The sequence below is a fragment of the Xanthomonas sp. PPL134 genome (assembly GCF_040595915.1).
Classification (GTDB): domain Bacteria; phylum Pseudomonadota; class Gammaproteobacteria; order Xanthomonadales; family Xanthomonadaceae; genus Xanthomonas_A; species Xanthomonas_A indica.
On record NZ_JAMDLL010000002.1, the window covers coordinates 19,457 to 35,255 of the forward strand.

Genomic DNA, 15,799 nt, shown 5'->3' on the forward strand with positions numbered 1-15,799 from the left:
CGGTGGTCCGTGTCCGGTAGACATCTTAGCCGCTGATGACCGCCGCGGCCCATCGCCGGGCGGCGCCGGCGCTCAATTAATGCCACCGGGTGCCGTTATCACCTTCGACCGCTGGCCTTCAGGGCGGCGAAACGGAGTATCTCGGCGTGGATCAAGGCGTCATCGCAAGCTTGCTGCAGCACCCGCTCACCTCGGCGCTCGTCCTGCTGGACGCCGATGGCAGGCCGCTGGCGGCGAACCGGGCAGCGCAGGCACTGGAGCTGCCGCGCACCGTGGAGGCGTACGCCGAGCTGTTGCGTGCGGCCCGCGAGCGCCTGCTTGGCGGCGAGATCATGCTGGCCTGCGCCCTGCCGGGCACCGCCGGGCGACGCCTGGACGGCTGGCTGCGCGCGGTCCGCGACGACAGCGGTGGGCTGCTGGCCTACACCCTCAGCGTGCCCGAACCGGTCGGCAGCGACGGCGCCACCCGCTGGGAGATCGCCCTGGACAGCGCCGAGCACGGCCTGTGGGACTGGGACATCCCCAGCGACACCATTTTCCGCTCCGAGCGCTGGAAACGCATGCTCGGCTATGCCGGCGATGCCCCGGCCGACGGCCTGAACGCGCTGCTGCCGCTGGTCCACGGCGACGACCAGGAGCGCCTGCGCCAGGCGATCCGCTCGCATTTCGAGGGCCGTACCGAAACCTACATGTGCGAGTTCCGCCTGCGCCGGCAGGACGGGCAGTGGCACTGGATCCTGGACCGCGGCCGCATCGTCGCGCGCACCGCCGACGGCAGCCCGCTGCGCATGATCGGCACGCACACCGACATCCACGAGCAGAAGCTGCTCGAGCAACGCCTGCGCGACCAGCAGACTCTGCTGCGCGAGGCGCAGCGCATGACCCGCATGGGCAGCTGGTCCTGGGACCCGCTGGGCGACCGGGTGTGGTGCTCGCGTGAGTTCCTGCGCGTGACCGGCCTGGACGAACAACGCGCGCCGAGCAGCCGTGGCTGGCTGCGTCTGCTCAGCCGCGATTCGCGGGCGCAACTGATCTCGATCTGGCGACGCATGGCGCGCGAGACCAAGCCGGCCAATTTCGAGGTCGAGCTGGTGCGCGGCAGCGAGTCGCCGCTGCACCTGCGGGTATGGGCGCAGCCGCAGGTGGAGGCCGACGGCCACATCCAGCGCGTGCTCGGCCAGGTGCAGAACATCACCGAGCAGCGGCAGACCGACGCGCTGATCCGCTGGCGCACCGAACTGCTCAACCGCGTTTCGGCGCTGGGCAAGATCGGCGGTTGCGAGATCGAGGTCGGCACCCGGCGCATGCAGTGGACCGAGGAGTGCTACCGCATCCATGGCCTGCGCAAGGAGGCCATCGATCTCGACCACGCGCTGGCGCTGTACACCCAGGACTCGCGCGATGCGTTCGAGTCGGCGCTGGTGCGCATCGCCGAGGGCGGCCTGCCGGAGCAGTTGGACCTGTGCTTCCACCGCCCGTCCGGGCAACGCATCTGGGTGCAGGTACTGATCGAACTGGACGAGCGCGACGGCCTGCCGCCGCGCTTCGTGGTGCTGTTCCGCGACATCACCCGCGAGCGCGAGGCCAGCGAGCGCATCGAACTGCTGGCCCACTACGACCTGCTGACCGGCCTGCCGAACCGGCAGCTGCTGCGCGAGCAGGCCGAGAAGGCGATGCACGATGCGGTGGAGCGCGGCACCACGCTGGCGATGCTGTTCGTCGACCTGGACGGCTTCAAGAGCATCAACGATTCCTTCGGTCACGCCACCGGCGACGCCTTGCTGAAGCTCGCGGCCACCCGCATGCACCAGCAACTGCGCACCAGCGACCTGTTCGGCCGCTTCAGCGGCGACGAATTCGTGGTGGTGCTGCGCGACCTGGCCGAGCCCGGCGACGCCGGGCACGTGGCGCGCAAGCTGATCGCGGCGCTGGCCGAGCCGCTGCACAGCGGCGAGAACGTGATCAAGATCGGCGCCAGCATCGGCATCGCGCTGATGGAGGAGGGCCGCCAGGACTTCGATGGCCTGCTGCGCGCAGCCGATGCGGCCATGTACGCGGCCAAGGAATCCGGGCGCAACACCTGCCATTACTACAGCCAGGATGTGCTGCTGCGCGCGCAGCGGCGCCTGGAGATCGAGCACGCCCTGCATGGCGCGCTGGACCGCGAGGAGTTCTCGCTGGTGTACCAGCCGCTGGTGCATGCGGCGGGCGAGCGCGCGCCGGCGGTGGAAGCGCTGCTGCGCTGGCATCGCCCCGGCCACGGCCATTGCAATCCGGCCGAATTCATCCCGATCGCCGAGGAATGCGGCGAGATCGTGCGGCTGGGCGACTGGGTGATCGGCGAGGCCTGCCGCCAGGCCGCGGCCTGGGATGCGGCGGGGCTGAGCTTCGACCGCGTCTCGGTGAACGTCTCGGCGATGCAGTTGCGCGACCGCGGCTTCGCCGAGCGGGTGATCGAACTGTGCCAGCGCAACGGCTGGTCGCCGAAGCGGCTGGAACTGGAGCTGACCGAGTCGGCGCTGATCCGCGACAGCGAGTCGCTGCGCCGCTGCTTCGAACTGTTCGAGCAGGAAGGCGTGCTGCTGGCGGTGGACGATTTCGGTACCGGCTTCTCCAACCTGCATTACCTCAACCGCTTCCCGGTGCAGCGGCTGAAGATCGACCGCAGCTTCGTGCAGGACATGCTGCACGACAGCGGCACCGCCAAGGTCACCCAGGCGATCGTGCAACTCGGCCACGCGTTGGGCATGCAGGTGGTGGCCGAGGGCGTGGAGACGGTGCAGGAAGAGGCGTTGCTGCGCGAGCAGGGCTGCGACGAAATCCAGGGCTATCTGCACTCGCGGCCGCTGCCGCCGCGCGAGCTGGCGGCCTGGTTGCGCGCGCGCCAGCAGGTGGCGCCGGCGACCCATCCGCGGCTGGTGCTGGCTGCGCAGTGAATGCGTGGCGCCGCGGGCGCCGCGCGGACTTGCGGCGCCGCAGCAGCTGGCTATACTGCGCGCGCCCATCGTTTCCCGGCCAGAGGCCACCTTCCTTGGACAGTCATCCTAGACCGACGCTGCAGCGACAGAGCTGACAGGACCGCCACGGTCTGGGTCGTCCCAGATGGGTCCCGTCCGCTCAGGACGGGATCGTTCGCCAGCCTCTTGCGGCTGGCCTTGATTCCGAGAATGCGCAAGCCCGATCCGCGAGGACTCCGAGCGTAGCCCCTGGCGTTTCCCATCGTCGGAGCCGCCCATGCGCCTGCCATCGCCATCGTCCCTGATTCGTTCGCCGCTGCGCGATTGCGTGGCGCGGCGACGGCGTGCGTGCGCCGCTCAGTCGGTGCATGCCCGCGCGGCCGGCAGCGGCTGACGCACGGCGTACATCTTCCCCGGTCACACTGGGCGGTCCGCGTCGCGACCCGCGCCAGCGTCCTTTTACCTGCGGCGCCGCCTGCCGCTCCTGCCGGATCTTCCCATGCTGCCATTCGCCCGCGACCGCTCCGCGCCCGGACAGCTCGCCGCACGTCCCGGCGTGCTGCCCAACCTGCACGATCTGGCGGTGTTCGCGCTGCTGCTGGGTCTGGGCGCGCTGCTGCTGCACGGCGCATCGGACATGCGCGCACCGCTGCCGCCGGCAGGCACCGCCGCGGTGTCGCTGGATCTGTGGCAGTTGCCCGAGTACGGCCTGCGCACCACCTTGCGGATGTTCGCGGCGATGGCCGCCTCCTTGCTCTTCACCTTCGTGGTGGCGACCCTGGCCGCCAAGAGCCGGCGCGCCGAACGGGTGATCGTGCCGGCGCTGGACATCCTGCAGTCGGTGCCGGTGCTGGGCTTCCTCACCTTCACCGTGACCTTCTTCCTGGGCCTGTTCCCCGGCCGCCAGATCGGCGCCGAGCTGGCCTCGATCTTCGCCATCTTCACCAGCCAGGCCTGGAACATGGCGTTCTCGTTCTACCAGTCGCTGCGCAACGTGCCACGCGACCTGGACGAGGTGGCGCGCGGCTTCGGGCTCAGCGCCTGGCAACGCTTCTGGCGGCTGGAGGCGCCGTACGCCACGCCCTCGCTGATCTGGAACATGATGATGTCCATGTCCGGCGGCTGGTTCTTCGTGGTCGCCTCCGAGGCGATCAGCGTCGGCGACCACACCCTGGAACTGCCCGGTATCGGCTCGTACCTGGCGCTGGCGATCGCCCAGCGCAACTTCGCCGCGGTCGGCTGGGCGGTGGTGGCGATGGCGGTGCTGATCGCCCTGTACGACCAGTTGCTGTTCCGCCCGATCGTGGCCTGGTCGGACAAGTTCCGCGCCGAGCTCACCGCCTCGCAGGACAAGCCGCAGTCGTGGCTGTACGACCTGCTGCGGCGCACGCGCCTGGCCAAGCGGCTGGTCGCACCGCTGGCCTGGGTCTGGCAGCGTGCCATGCTGGTGCGCTGGGCGCCGCGGCGCAAGCCGCAGCCCGTGGCGACGACGCGCGAACCCGGCCGCAGTGGCGTGTGGGGCGATCGGTTGTGGAGCGCGGCGCTGGCGCTGGCCGGTGCGGCCGCGGCCTGGTTCGCCTACGACTATGGCCGTCGCCACCTGGGCCTGCACGACCTGGCCGAGGCCTTCGGTGGCGGTCTGGCCACGCTGCTGCGCGTGGTGGTGCTGATTGCCCTGGCCAGTGTGGTGTGGGTGCCGATCGGCGTGTGGATCGGGCTGCGCCCGAAGGTGGCGCAGCGGGTGCAGCCGCTGGCGCAGTTCCTGGCCGCGTTCCCGGCCAACGTGCTGTTCCCGTTCGCGGTGCTGGCCATCGTCAGCACCGGCGCCGATCCCAACATCTGGCTGTCGCCGCTGATGATCCTCGGCACCCAGTGGTACATCCTGTTCAACGTGATCGCCGGCGCCAGCGCGTTCCCCACCGATCTGCGCGAGGCGGCCACCATCTACCACCTGCGCTCGTGGACCTGGTGGCGGCGGGTGATCCTGCCGGGCATCTTCCCGTACTACATCACCGGCGCGCTGACCGCCTCCGGCGGTTCCTGGAACGCCAGCATCGTCGCCGAGCTGGCCAGCTGGGGCCACACCCAGGTACAGGCCTACGGCCTCGGCGCCTACATCGCCCGCGCCACCGCCGTCGGCGATGGCCCGCGGGTGTTGCTCGGGGTGGCGGTGATGTCGCTGTTCGTGACCCTCTTCAACCGCGCGGTCTGGCGACGCCTGTACGTCTTCGCCGAACGCCGCCTGCGTTTCGACTGATTCCTGGAGACCGACCATGAGCTATTCCGCAAGCGTGCCCGAGCGCGCCCCGCTGGTCCGCGTGCAGGGCGTGCGCAAGAGCTACGACAAGGGTGGGGCGACGCCGCTGGTGGTGCTGGAGGATGTCGACCTGACCCTGCACTCGGGGCAGATCGTGGGCCTGCTCGGGCGCTCCGGCTCGGGCAAGTCGACCCTGCTGCGCGCCATCGCCGGGCTGCTGCAGCCCAGCGCCGGCAGCATCGTGTTCCGCGATGCCGCGCCGGGCCAGGTGGCCGACGACATCGCCATGGTGTTCCAGAGCTTCGCCCTGTTTCCGTGGCTGACCGTGCTGCAGAACGTGGAAGTGGGCCTGGAGGCGCGCGGGGTGGCTGCCGACGAGCGCCGCCAGCGTGCCCTGGCGGCGATCGACCTGATCGGCCTGGACGGCTACGAAGGCGCCTACCCGAAGGAACTGTCCGGCGGCATGCGCCAGCGCGTGGGCCTGGCGCGGGCGCTGGTGGTGCGGCCGAAGCTGCTGCTGATGGACGAGCCGTTCTCCGCGCTGGACGTGCTGACCGCCGAGACCCTGCGCACCGACCTGCTGGACCTGTGGTCGGAAGGGCGCATGCCGATCGAATCGATCCTGATGGTCACCCACAACATCGAAGAAGCGGTGCTGATGTGCGACCGCATCGTCATCTTCGGCGCCAATCCGGGGCGGGTGATCGGCGAGATCGAGGTGACCCTGCCGCAGCCGCGCAACCGCCTGGCGCCGGCGTTCCGTGCATTGGTCGACGACATCTACGCACGCATGACCGCCAGCCCGCAGCGGCCGCAGACCCGCGAAGGCGTGTTCCCGGGCAGCGGCATCGCCATGGTGTTGCCGCGCGTCTCGAGCAACCTGCTGGCCGGCCTGATCGAAGCCGTGGCGGCCGAGCCGTACCACGGCCGCGCCGACCTGCCGCCGCTGGCCGCTGGCCTGCAGTTGGAGGTGGACGAACTGTTCCCGATCGCCGAGACCCTGCAACTGCTGCGCTTCGCCGTGTTCGAGCAGGGCGACCTGCAACTGACGCCGGCCGGGCAGCGCTTCGCCGAACTGGGCACCGACGCGCGCAAGCAACTGTTCGCCCAGCACCTGGCCACCTACGTGCCGCTGGCGGCGCACATCCGCCGCGTACTCGACGAACGTCCGGCGCATCACGCGCCGGCACGCCGTTTCCGCGACGAGCTGGAAGACCACATGTCCGAGAGCTATGCGGCGGAGACGGTGCAGGCGGTCACCAGTTGGGCGCGCTACGCCGAGTACTTCGCCTACGACAAGCAGGCGGATCTGTTCTCGCTGGAAAATCCGAGCTGACCGGGAGGCGGTGTAGGCGTTGCGTAGGAGCGGCGTCAGCCGCGACCCGAGGCCGAACATAGCAGGAGCTGTGGCTTGGCTGCCGCCATCGGGGATTCCCGGCAGCCGGCGGCGGCGAATGGCACGGCGTCATAGCGTGCTGTCCCCACACGCAAGGCAGCGTGTGGGAGGGACTTCAGTCCCGACTGCAGGAACATCAATGTCACCGGACGGCGTCATGCGTCGCGACTGAAGTCGCTCCCACCGTGATGCTTTGCAGCGACCGGACGCTCCAGATCGCGGAATGGCTCCAGCGGCGCGACTGGATGCCGTGCTCGCTGGCTTTTTGCGATGCGTAATGGCGTGCTGGTCGATGTGTCGCATCTCGCCACCGAATCCGCTCTCGCATCACCGATGCCGGGATCTGATCGCAAGGTGTGGGAGGGACTTCAGTCCCGACTGCATGCGGCCGGCCGGGCACGTGTCGCTCGCTTGTCACGTTTGAAAAACGCCGCGCATCGCGGCCTTTGCCAAGGTCGGCAAGTTCCGCCGTGCCCGCGTAGGAGCGGCTTCAGCCGCGACGGGGCATTCCCGATACCGCCTGTCGCGGCTGAAGCCGCTCCTGCGGCCGCGAAGTGTGCATTGATTGATCGGCCTCCTGCACCAAACGAAATCGAGGGAGATGAGGCCGGGTCACGCTCTACCGGGTCACTCTCTGGCGGTGCCCTGAACCCACTGCCACAGCAAGCTTCGCTCGGTACCGGCGCGGCCGCCGCGATCCCGCTCAGTCGCCGTCGTAGAGCGGAAAGTGCACCGGTGGCGCCGGCGTGCCGGCGGCCGCCACCGCGCTGCCGTTCAGGCCCATGTCCCAGGCCAGGCCGGCCCAGATCGGGTCGGCGATGCGCGCGTCCTGTGGTGCCGGGGCGCGCGCGATCAGCAACTGCCGCAGTTCGGCCTGGGCCAGCGTCTCCAGCCGCCGCAGTGCGTGGCCGGGTTGGCGCGGCGCGGCCACCGGCCGGAGGCCAGTGTCCGTCACCGGCTCGGACGAGGGCGCGTGGGCGCTGCTGCTTTCATCGCAGGACATGGCCGCAACTCGGGACAGGGACTGGAGAGGCATCGACATCGACGGGGCCGGACGGGAAGGGCAGAGACGACAAGCCCCGGCAGGGGCCGGGGACTCGTCGGTTCATGGCACGGAGGACGACAAGGCGGGCTTTAGAACAGCTCGACCGTGCCGGCGCCCATGCTCTGCTGCGCCACCGGCTTGTGCGGCGGACGCTCCCACTCGGTGCGCATGTCGCGCAGACGGTTGCCGACCCGCTGCAGGGCGTCGATCAGTTCGTGATCGAACACGCCGCCATTGCGGTGCAGCAGTTCCTGCAGCGCCACGGCCTCGCGGTTGATCGCGGTCAGGCGGTCCAGGTGGGTGTGCACGCCGCCCAGAGCCTGGGTCGCGATGTCCTCGAACTGCAGGGCGCGCACCGCTTCGGCGACGCTGCTGTCGATGGCGCGGCCGCACTCGGAGATCTCGCGCATGCCGTCGCCCAGCGAGTGGTTGATCGCGGCCACGTTGTCCAGCATCGCCGCGGCTTCGGCCCGCGCCTCGCGGGAGCGGTCCATGTCGCGCGAGGCCATGTTCGAGACCGTCTCGCGGACCTTGGCGATGGCGTCCTTGGAGCTGTGCGCCAGCTTGCGGATCTGCTCGTTGAAGGTGGTCGAGCGCTCGGAGAGGTTGCGCACCTCGTCGGCCACCACCGCGAAGCCGCGGCCCGCCTCACCGGCGCGCGCCGCTTCGATCGCCGCGTTCAGCGCCAGCAGGTTGGTCTGGTCGGCGATCGACTTGACGTCCTCCAGCAGGGCGAAGATGCCGTCCAGGTGCTGGGACATGTCGTCGATGTAGTGCACCGTGGTGCTGCTCTGGCCGCTGACCTGCTCCAGCGCCTCCACCAGCTGCTCCATGCGCTGGCTGGCATGCTGGGCGAAGCGGGCCACGTCCACGCCGGCACCGCCGTCTTCGCCGGCGCGGTCGACGATGCGGGCCAGCGCCACGCTTTGCTGCCGCGACTTGCGGTTCATCGCCTCGAAGCTGCCGCCCAGGCCGCTGACCGCCTGGCGGATCAGTTCGCGGGCACGTTCGATCTCGGAGCGGGAGCCCTCGATCTCGTTGCCGACGAAGCTGCGCAGCTCGGTCAGCAGGTGGTCCTGCTCGCGCATGACCTTGGCCTGCTCCGGCGAGCGCCGGGTCTGGCTGTACGCGGTCCAGCCGGCGAAACCGAGCCAGCTCAGCGTCATCGTGGTGAGGATGGCCCAACGGACCGGGGCCGGCCAATCGAAACCGGCGGCGATGGGGAACAGCAGCGTCAGGGCGAGCGGGGCGGCCAGACGGATCAGGAGGCGTGAGTACATGGAAGTTCTCGGCAGATTCACGATTGCTGTATCGGCCGTCCCCCCCGGGTCTTTAGCAACGCAGTGAGCGGATCATCGAAACCTGCCGACATTCGTACGATCGACGTCGCAGAACGGCCGCGGGCGGGGCGCTGCCGCCCCCGCGCCAGCGCCCGAGAGGCTCAGCGCAGCGCGCGGTCCACGGTCTCGCGCATGCGCCGCTTGGCCAACAGGAAGTCCCACAGGCTGCCGCCCATCTGCCGCCACAACACCGCCGCGCGCACCGCCGCCAGCAGCAGCGCACGGATCTCCGCCACCACTCCCGCCTGGCCCAGGTAATGCGGGTTGCCTTGCACCATCACCCGCGGGCGCAGGTGGCTGATGGTGTCGGCATAGAGCTGGCCCAGCGCCGCGATCACCTCCGGGTGGGTGCTGTCGCCATGGCGCTCCACCAGCGGTGCGATCCGGGCGAGGCCGGCGTCGACCTTGGCGTCGGTCTCGGCATCGCCGGCGAAGCGCCGTTCAAGCTGGATCACCGCCAGTGCCAGCCGCGGCAGCACCTCGTCCTGGCCCTGGTTGCGGAAGTAGTTGTGCAGCAGGCGCAGGCCCGGCGCCAGGTCGGCACGGCGGCCGTAGACCGCTTCGGGGCTGGGCGCATCGATGCGGAACACGCTGTCGAGCAGGGTGCGCACCAGCGACGCCTCCGACTGGCCGGTCTCGGCGATGCGCCGCACCTGCTGCAGGGCCTGGGCCACGCCCGCCAGCGCCAGCATGCGCGCGTCCATGGAATCGGTCATCGAATGGTGTCCTCGTGTACGGCGGGGGCCTGCTGCGCCAGGCGGCGCTCCAGCGGTGCATCGGTGGTGGCGATCACGGCGCCGCCCAGGCATTCCTCGCCCTGGTACAGCACCAGCGATTGGCCGGGGGTGACGGCGCGCTGCGGGCGTGCGAAGCGGACCGACAGGGTGCCGTCGTCGCCGACCTCGACCGTGCACGGTTCGTCGGCCTGGCGGTAGCGGGTCTGTGCGGTGCAGTCGAAGCGCCGTGCCGGCGGCGCGCCGGCGATCCAGTGGGCGATCTCGGACTGCAGCCGGTTGGCCATCAGGTAGGGGCTGTCGCGGTCCTGGTCGACGTACAGCACGTTGCGGGCGACGTCCTTGCCGACCACGTACCACGGCGCCGCGGCGCGGCCGCGCACCCCGCCGATGTTCAGGCCCTCGCGCTGGCCCAGGGTGAAGTAGAACACGCCCGGATGCTCGGCCACGACCTGCTCGTGCGGGTCGCGGATCTCGCCGCGCCGCGCCGGCAGGTACCGGCCCAGGAATTCGCGGAAATCCCGTTCGCCGATGAAGCAGATGCCGGTGGAGTCCTTCTTGGCGTGGGTCGGCAGGCCGGCCTCGCGGGCGATGCGGCGCACCTGCTCCTTGGGCAGCTCGCCGACCGGGAACAGGGTCGCGGCCAGTTGCGCCTGGCCAAGCTGGTGCAGGAAGTAGCTCTGGTCCTTGTTGCGGTCCAGCCCGCGCAGCAGCCGCCAGCGGCCACCGACGCTGTCCACCCGCGCATAGTGGCCGGTGGCGATGCGCTCGGCGCCGAGCTCGCGCGCAGCGTCCAGGAAATGCTTGAACTTGACCTCGCGGTTGCACAGCACGTCCGGGTTGGGCGTGCGCCCGGCGGCGTACTCGGCCAGGAAGTGCGCGAACACCCCTTGCCAGTACTCCTGCGAAAAATCGCGGAAATGGAACGGGATGCCGAGCCGGCCGCACACCGCCACCGCATCGCGGCGGTCGTCGTCGGCGCGGCAGTCGCCGCTGCCGTCGTCGGCCCAGTTCTGCATGAACAGGCCGGACACCGCCGCGCCCTGCTGGACCAGTTGCCAGGCCGCCACCGACGAATCCACGCCGCCGGAGACCCCGACCATGACCGCTGCGCCGCTCATGCCACCTGCCGCAACAGGTCCAGCGGGTAGCGGCGCCCGGCCAGGTAGTCTGCCACCACCTGCCACACCAGCGGGCTGCGCCAGCGCGGCGCGGCGGCCTCCAGCTCGGCCGGGGTCATCCACAGCGCCCGCACGATGCCGGTGTCCAGCGGCCGCTGCGGATCGTGCGCGACCGGGTCGGCGGCAAAGGCGAAGCGCAGGTAGTGGCGGCCGTTGTCGGCCTTCCACTGGTAGGCGCCGATGAAGGCGGTCGGCTGCACCTGCCAGCCGGTTTCCTCCAGCGTCTCGCGCACCGCGGCCTCGATCAGGCTCTCGTCCGGTTCCAGGTGGCCGGCCGGCTGGTTCAGCACCAGCGCACCGGCGATCGCTTCCTCGACCTGCAGCAGGCGCCCGTCGCGCACCACTACCGTGGCCACGGTCACATCCGGCTGCCAGGGTTCGGTGGTTGCCGTCATCAGAACAGGTCCTTGCCGCCATTGAGTTCGGCGTCCATCGCGTCGGCGCCGCGTGCGGCCGCCTCCAGCGCCTCGCGCAGCGCCGCATCGTCGGCATCGGCGGGGATCTTGACCACGAACACCGCGGTGCCGCCCTGGCGCACCCAGCCGCCGAGGATGTCGGACTGCGCGTCCTCCAACAGCCGGTTGGCGACCTTGGCGGGCAGGCTGTCGCCCTGCGCCTGGTAGGCCGGCGACCACACCTCGCGGATGCGGTAGCTACCGAAGGTCTCCACCGGCGAGCGCACGTAGGTGAGCTGCTTGCGCTCGCCGCCGTTCTCGCGCAGGCCGAACAGCACCTGGTAGTCGCCGTCCTCGTCGGCCTGCGCGTCGTAGCCCAGCGCCTGCAAGCGCTTGCCCAGCGCCGCATCCGGCGGCGTGGCGGCCGCCGGCATGGCGGCGGCGAGCAGCGCGGCGAACAGCGGAAGCTTGGGGAACATCGTCGAATGCATGCGAAGCGCCATCGAAAGGAGGGGAATTGTGCGGGCAGGGCCGGCGATCGTCCAATCCGGGCCGGCGGCCCCCGTATATAATGGGCAGATGCCCCGCAAGAATTCCCCCGAGCACGATCATGGCGTTATGGTGGAGACCGGCAAGCCGGAAATCGCCCGACCGCCGATGTATCAGGTGCTGCTGCTGAACGATGACTACACCCCGATGGACTTCGTGGTGACCGTCCTGCAGCAGTTCTTCTCCCTGGACCTGGAGCGCGCCACCCAGGTAATGCTGCACGTACATACCCGCGGCCGCGGCGTCTGTGGGGTGTATACCCGCGAGGTGGCTGAATCCAAGGTGGCTCAGGTGAACGAGTTCTCGCGGATGAACCAGCACCCCCTGTTGTGCACGATGGAAAAAGCCTGATAGTGGGAGGCGTCGGCTCCCGGTCTGCCCGGACTAACGCGGTCTGAACACACTGATCCGATAGGGTTGTGGAAATCTCGCAGCTCAAGCCACATATCGTTGGCAACAGACGTCGGAGTGCACCATGTTCAGCAAAGATCTCGAGCAGACCATCGGCCAGTGCTACAAGCGCGCCCGGGAAGCCCGTCATGAGTTCATGACGGTGGAACACCTGCTGTTGGCGCTGCTCGACAATCCCTCCGCCCAGGCCGTGCTCAAGGCCTGCGGCGCCGATGTCGACCGCCTGCGCAGCGACCTGGAACAGGCCATCGAAGCCTCGGTGGCGCGCCTGGCCGACGACGACGGCCGCGACACCCAGCCCACCCTGGGCTTCCAGCGGGTGCTGCAGCGGGCGGTCTACCACGTGCAATCCTCGGGCAAGAAGGAGGTCAGCGGCGCGAACGTGCTGGTGGCGATCTTCGGCGAGAAGGACTCGCACGCGGTGTATTTCCTGAACCAGCAGGACATCACCCGCCTGGACATCGTCAACTACCTGTCCCACGGCATCGCCAAGATGGGCGAGGACGGCGAACACGCGGCCCCGGCCGACGGCGAGCCCAAGGGCGAGGCGGGCGAGGGCGAGCCGAAGGGCGACGCCCTGGCCGAATACGCCACCAATTTGAACGAGCAGGCCCGCAACGGCCGCATCGACCCGCTGGTGGGCCGCGGCGACGAGATCGAGCGCACCATCCAGGTGCTGTGCCGCCGCCGCAAGAACAACCCGCTGTACGTGGGCGAGGCCGGCGTCGGCAAGACCGCCATCGCCGAGGGCTTGGCCAAGCGCATCGTCGAGGGCAGCGTGCCCCAGGTGCTGGCCGACGCGGTGATCTTCTCGCTCGACCTGGGCGCGCTGGTCGCCGGCACCAAGTACCGCGGCGACTTCGAGAAGCGCCTGAAGGGCGTGCTGACCTCGCTGAAGAAGGTGCCCAACGCGGTGCTGTTCATCGACGAGATCCACACCATCATCGGCGCCGGTTCCGCCTCCGGCGGCACCATGGACGCGTCCAACCTGATCAAGCCGGCGCTGTCCTCGGGCGAGTTGCGCTGCATCGGTTCGACCACGTTCCAGGAATATCGCGGCATCTTCGAGAAGGACCGCGCCCTGGCGCGGCGCTTCCAGAAGATCGACATCGTCGAGCCGACCGTGGGCGAGACTTTCGAGATCCTGCAGGGTCTCAAGCCCAAGTACGAGGCGCACCACGGCGTGACCTATGCCGACGACGCGCTGCAGGCGGCGGTGGACCTGTCGGTCAAGCACATCGGCGACCGGCTGCTGCCGGACAAGGCGATCGACGTGATCGACGAGGCCGGTGCGCGCCAGCGGCTGCTGCCGGAAGGTCAGCGCAAGGAACTGATCGACATCGAGGAGATCGAGACCATCGTCGCCAAGATGGCGCGGATCCCGGCCAAGCAGGTCAGCGCCACCGACAAGGACGTGCTGCAGCACCTGGAGCGCAACCTGAAGATGGTGATCTTCGGCCAGGATCCGGCGATCGAGACGCTGTCCTCGTCGATCAAGCTGGCGCGCTCGGGCCTGGCCAATCCGGAGAAGCCGATCGGCAACTTCCTGTTCGCTGGCCCCACCGGCGTGGGCAAGACCGAGGTCACCAAGCAGTTGGCGCTGCAGTTGGGCATCGAACTGGTGCGCTTCGACATGTCCGAATACATGGAGCCGCATTCGATCAGCCGCCTGATCGGCGCGCCTCCTGGCTACGTCGGCTTCGACCAGGGCGGCCTGCTGACCGAGAAGATCGTCAAGACCCCGCACTGCGTGCTGCTGCTGGACGAGGTGGAGAAGGCGCATCCGGACATCTTCAACATCCTGTTGCAGGTCATGGACCGCGGCGTGCTCACCGATACCAACGGACGCGAGGCGAACTTCAAGAACGTGATCCTGGTGATGACCACCAATGCCGGCGCCACCCAGGCCTCGCGGCGCTCGATCGGCTTCACCCAGCAGGACCACTCCACCGATGCGATGGAGATCATCCGCCGCAGCTTCACCCCGGAGTTCCGCAACCGCCTGGACGCGGTGGTGCAGTTCCAGCCGCTGGCCTTCAGCCACATCCTGCGCGTGGTCGACAAGTTCGTGATCGAGCTGGAGATGTTGCTGCAGGAGAAGCACGTGTCGCTGTCGGCGACTCCGACCGCCCGCGACTGGCTGGCCCAGCACGGCTTCGACCCGCTGATGGGCGCGCGGCCGATGGCGCGGGTGATCCAGGACAAGGTCAAGCGCCCGCTGGCCGACGAGTTGCTGTTCGGCAAGCTGGTCAACGGCGGCCGCGTCACCATCGACGTGCGCGACGGCGAGCTGGTGGTGGAGACCCAGGCCGAGCCGGAGCGCCTGCTGCCGGCGACGGTGGACTGAGGCCGGGCAGGCACGACGAAAGGCGGCTGCAGAGGCTGCAGCCGCCTGGCGAGGTCACCGTCGTTCCATCGTTGCAGACGCGAAAGGCGGCCATTGGCCGCCTTCTTCATGTCCGCCCGTGGCGGATTACTTCATGCGGTAGGTGATGCGACCCTTGGTCAGGTCGTACGGGGTCATTTCGACCTTCACCCGGTCGCCGGTCAGGATGCGGATGTAGTTCTTGCGCATGCGGCCGGAGATGTGGGCGATGATTTCGTGCCCGTTTTCCAGCTTGACCCGGAACGTGGTATTGGGCAACGTCTCGCTGACGGTGCCTTCGAATTCGATGGAGTCGTCTTTCGACATGTAATCCTGTGCGATTCGGAACGGCCAAAGGCCTGAAGAGCGAGGATTTTACTCGCCTGGGCCGCGCCATGCAAAGTTTGCGTTAATCCCGCTCAGCCCTGGGCCAGTTCCAGCGCCGCCAGCGACCCGAATCGCGACGTCCACGACCCGGTCTCGGCGGGCGCCGCCACCAACGGGGCGATGGCCTCCAGGAAGCGGGCACGCGGCCAGCGCTCGGCGCCGAGGCTGAGCAGGTGGGCGTTCTCCACCTGCGCATCGATCAGCGGCCAGCCCCAGCCGTGCAGGCGCCGCGCCAGCGCCGCCAGCGCCACCTTGGAGCCGCCGCTGCGGGCGCTGAACATGCTCTCGCCGAAGAACATGTGCCCGCGCGTCACCCCATAGATGCCGCCGACCAGGTCGCTGCCGTCGAACACCTCCACCGAATGCGCGTGGCCGGCCTGGTGCAGGGCCAGGTAGGCCGCGCGCATCGGTGCGGTGATCCAGGTGCCGTCCTGGCCGCGGCGCGGGAGTTGCGCGCAGGCGTCGATGACCTGGGCGAAGGCGGTATCGGCGCGCACCGTCCACGGCGAGCGCCGCAGGCTGCGGCGGAAGCGCGAGGACAGGCGCACCCCGTCGCTGCGGAACACGGTGCGCGGGTCCGGGCTCCACCACAGGATCGGCTCGCCATCGGAATACCAGGGGAAGATGCCCTGCGCATAGGCCGTGAGCAGGCGGATCGGCGACAGGTCGCCGCCGACCGCGAGCAGGCCATCCGGTTCGCGCAGGGCGCTGGACGGCGGCGGGAACGGGGCGGCGGGATCGGCCGCGAGCAGGGCAGGGAGACGACGCATCGCCGGAAGCCT

At 69.4% G+C, this 15,799-nt stretch carries 13 protein-coding genes; 5 read left to right on the plus strand and 8 right to left on the minus strand.

All coding sequences use genetic code 11. From position 1 onward, the window contains the following. Nucleotides 1–146 precede the first annotated feature (146 nt). The 3 genes from M3U25_RS05650 (at nt 147) to M3U25_RS05660 (ending at nt 6,550) form a co-directional block, all read left to right on the plus strand. Nucleotides 147–2,936, plus strand: coding sequence for an EAL domain-containing protein (locus tag M3U25_RS05650; RefSeq protein WP_355497663.1), 2,790 nt, complete (start codon nt 147–149; stop codon nt 2,934–2,936). A 520-nt stretch (nt 2,937–3,456) separates the two neighbouring features. Next, nucleotides 3,457–5,214 (plus strand): ABC transporter permease subunit, encoded by a 1,758-nt coding sequence (locus M3U25_RS05655; protein WP_355497661.1) that lies wholly within the window; start codon nt 3,457–3,459, stop codon nt 5,212–5,214. A 16-nt stretch (nt 5,215–5,230) separates the two neighbouring features. Then, nucleotides 5,231–6,550 (plus strand): nitrate/sulfonate/bicarbonate ABC transporter ATP-binding protein, encoded by a 1,320-nt coding sequence (locus M3U25_RS05660; protein WP_355497658.1) that lies wholly within the window; start codon nt 5,231–5,233, stop codon nt 6,548–6,550. A 763-nt stretch (nt 6,551–7,313) separates the two neighbouring features. On the opposite strand, the gene M3U25_RS05665 is transcribed toward M3U25_RS05660, so the two are convergent. From M3U25_RS05665 to M3U25_RS05690, 6 genes are all read right to left on the minus strand, one after another. Continuing rightward, entirely contained in the window at nt 7,314–7,613 is a 300-nt protein-coding gene (locus M3U25_RS05665) for a hypothetical protein (RefSeq protein ID WP_263390827.1), read from the minus strand. Nucleotides 7,614–7,744: 131 nt separating this feature from the next. Next, entirely contained in the window at nt 7,745–8,935 is a 1,191-nt protein-coding gene (locus M3U25_RS05670; RefSeq protein ID WP_160947203.1) for a methyl-accepting chemotaxis protein, read from the minus strand. Between the two features lie 161 nt (nt 8,936–9,096). Next, on the minus strand, nt 9,097–9,711 hold the full coding sequence (gene hflD / locus M3U25_RS05675; protein ID WP_355497649.1) for a high frequency lysogenization protein HflD: 615 nt from the start codon (nt 9,709–9,711) through the stop codon (nt 9,097–9,099). Continuing rightward, a complete protein-coding gene (gene mnmA / locus M3U25_RS05680) occupies nt 9,708–10,850 on the minus strand; it encodes a tRNA 2-thiouridine(34) synthase MnmA (protein WP_355497646.1) in 1,143 nt (380 codons plus the stop codon). The genes hflD and mnmA overlap by 4 nt, the downstream gene beginning before the upstream one ends. Next, nucleotides 10,847–11,305: an NUDIX hydrolase gene (locus tag M3U25_RS05685; RefSeq protein WP_355497643.1), complete on the minus strand. Its 459-nt coding sequence runs from the start codon at nt 11,303–11,305 to the stop codon at nt 10,847–10,849. The genes mnmA and M3U25_RS05685 overlap by 4 nt, the downstream gene beginning before the upstream one ends. Continuing rightward, nucleotides 11,305–11,808: a hypothetical protein gene (locus M3U25_RS05690; RefSeq protein WP_160947207.1), complete on the minus strand. Its 504-nt coding sequence runs from the start codon at nt 11,806–11,808 to the stop codon at nt 11,305–11,307. Before M3U25_RS05690 ends, M3U25_RS05685 begins: the two co-directional genes overlap by 1 nt. A 76-nt stretch (nt 11,809–11,884) precedes the next feature. On the opposite strand from M3U25_RS05690, the gene clpS reads away from it, so the two are divergent. Continuing rightward, complete coding sequence (gene clpS, locus M3U25_RS05695) at nt 11,885–12,205, plus strand: ATP-dependent Clp protease adapter ClpS (protein ID WP_019796528.1); 321 nt, start codon at nt 11,885–11,887, stop codon at nt 12,203–12,205. Nucleotides 12,206–12,329: 124 nt separating this feature from the next. After that, nucleotides 12,330–14,612 (plus strand): ATP-dependent Clp protease ATP-binding subunit ClpA, encoded by a 2,283-nt coding sequence (clpA, locus tag M3U25_RS05700; protein ID WP_160947208.1) that lies wholly within the window; start codon nt 12,330–12,332, stop codon nt 14,610–14,612. Between the two features lie 126 nt (nt 14,613–14,738). Here clpA and infA read toward each other — a convergent pair whose 3' ends face one another. Further along, entirely contained in the window at nt 14,739–14,957 is a 219-nt protein-coding gene (infA, locus tag M3U25_RS05705; protein ID WP_004425677.1) for a translation initiation factor IF-1, read from the minus strand. 92 nt (nt 14,958–15,049) lie between these two features. Next, complete coding sequence (aat, locus tag M3U25_RS05710; RefSeq protein WP_355497633.1) at nt 15,050–15,787, minus strand: leucyl/phenylalanyl-tRNA--protein transferase; 738 nt, start codon at nt 15,785–15,787, stop codon at nt 15,050–15,052. Nucleotides 15,788–15,799 lie beyond the last annotated feature (12 nt).

What these genes read in the sequence shown, in the direction of transcription:
- hflD (WP_355497649.1), bottom strand. Translation starts at nt 9,711, where the DNA reads ATGACCGATTCCATGGACGCGCGCATGCTGGCGCTGGCGGGCGTGGCC.
- M3U25_RS05660 (WP_355497658.1), top strand. Translation starts at nt 5,231, where the DNA reads ATGAGCTATTCCGCAAGCGTGCCCGAGCGCGCCCCGCTGGTCCGCGTG.
- M3U25_RS05655 (WP_355497661.1), top strand. Translation starts at nt 3,457, where the DNA reads ATGCTGCCATTCGCCCGCGACCGCTCCGCGCCCGGACAGCTCGCCGCA.
- infA (WP_004425677.1), bottom strand. Translation starts at nt 14,957, where the DNA reads ATGTCGAAAGACGACTCCATCGAATTCGAAGGCACCGTCAGCGAGACG.
- M3U25_RS05670 (WP_160947203.1), bottom strand. Translation starts at nt 8,935, where the DNA reads ATGTACTCACGCCTCCTGATCCGTCTGGCCGCCCCGCTCGCCCTGACG.
- M3U25_RS05690 (WP_160947207.1), bottom strand. Translation starts at nt 11,808, where the DNA reads ATGGCGCTTCGCATGCATTCGACGATGTTCCCCAAGCTTCCGCTGTTC.
- mnmA (WP_355497646.1), bottom strand. Translation starts at nt 10,850, where the DNA reads ATGAGCGGCGCAGCGGTCATGGTCGGGGTCTCCGGCGGCGTGGATTCG.
- aat (WP_355497633.1), bottom strand. Translation starts at nt 15,787, where the DNA reads ATGCGTCGTCTCCCTGCCCTGCTCGCGGCCGATCCCGCCGCCCCGTTC.
- M3U25_RS05685 (WP_355497643.1), bottom strand. Translation starts at nt 11,305, where the DNA reads ATGACGGCAACCACCGAACCCTGGCAGCCGGATGTGACCGTGGCCACG.
- clpA (WP_160947208.1), top strand. Translation starts at nt 12,330, where the DNA reads ATGTTCAGCAAAGATCTCGAGCAGACCATCGGCCAGTGCTACAAGCGC.
- clpS (WP_019796528.1), top strand. Translation starts at nt 11,885, where the DNA reads ATGCCCCGCAAGAATTCCCCCGAGCACGATCATGGCGTTATGGTGGAG.
- M3U25_RS05665 (WP_263390827.1), bottom strand. Translation starts at nt 7,613, where the DNA reads ATGTCCTGCGATGAAAGCAGCAGCGCCCACGCGCCCTCGTCCGAGCCG.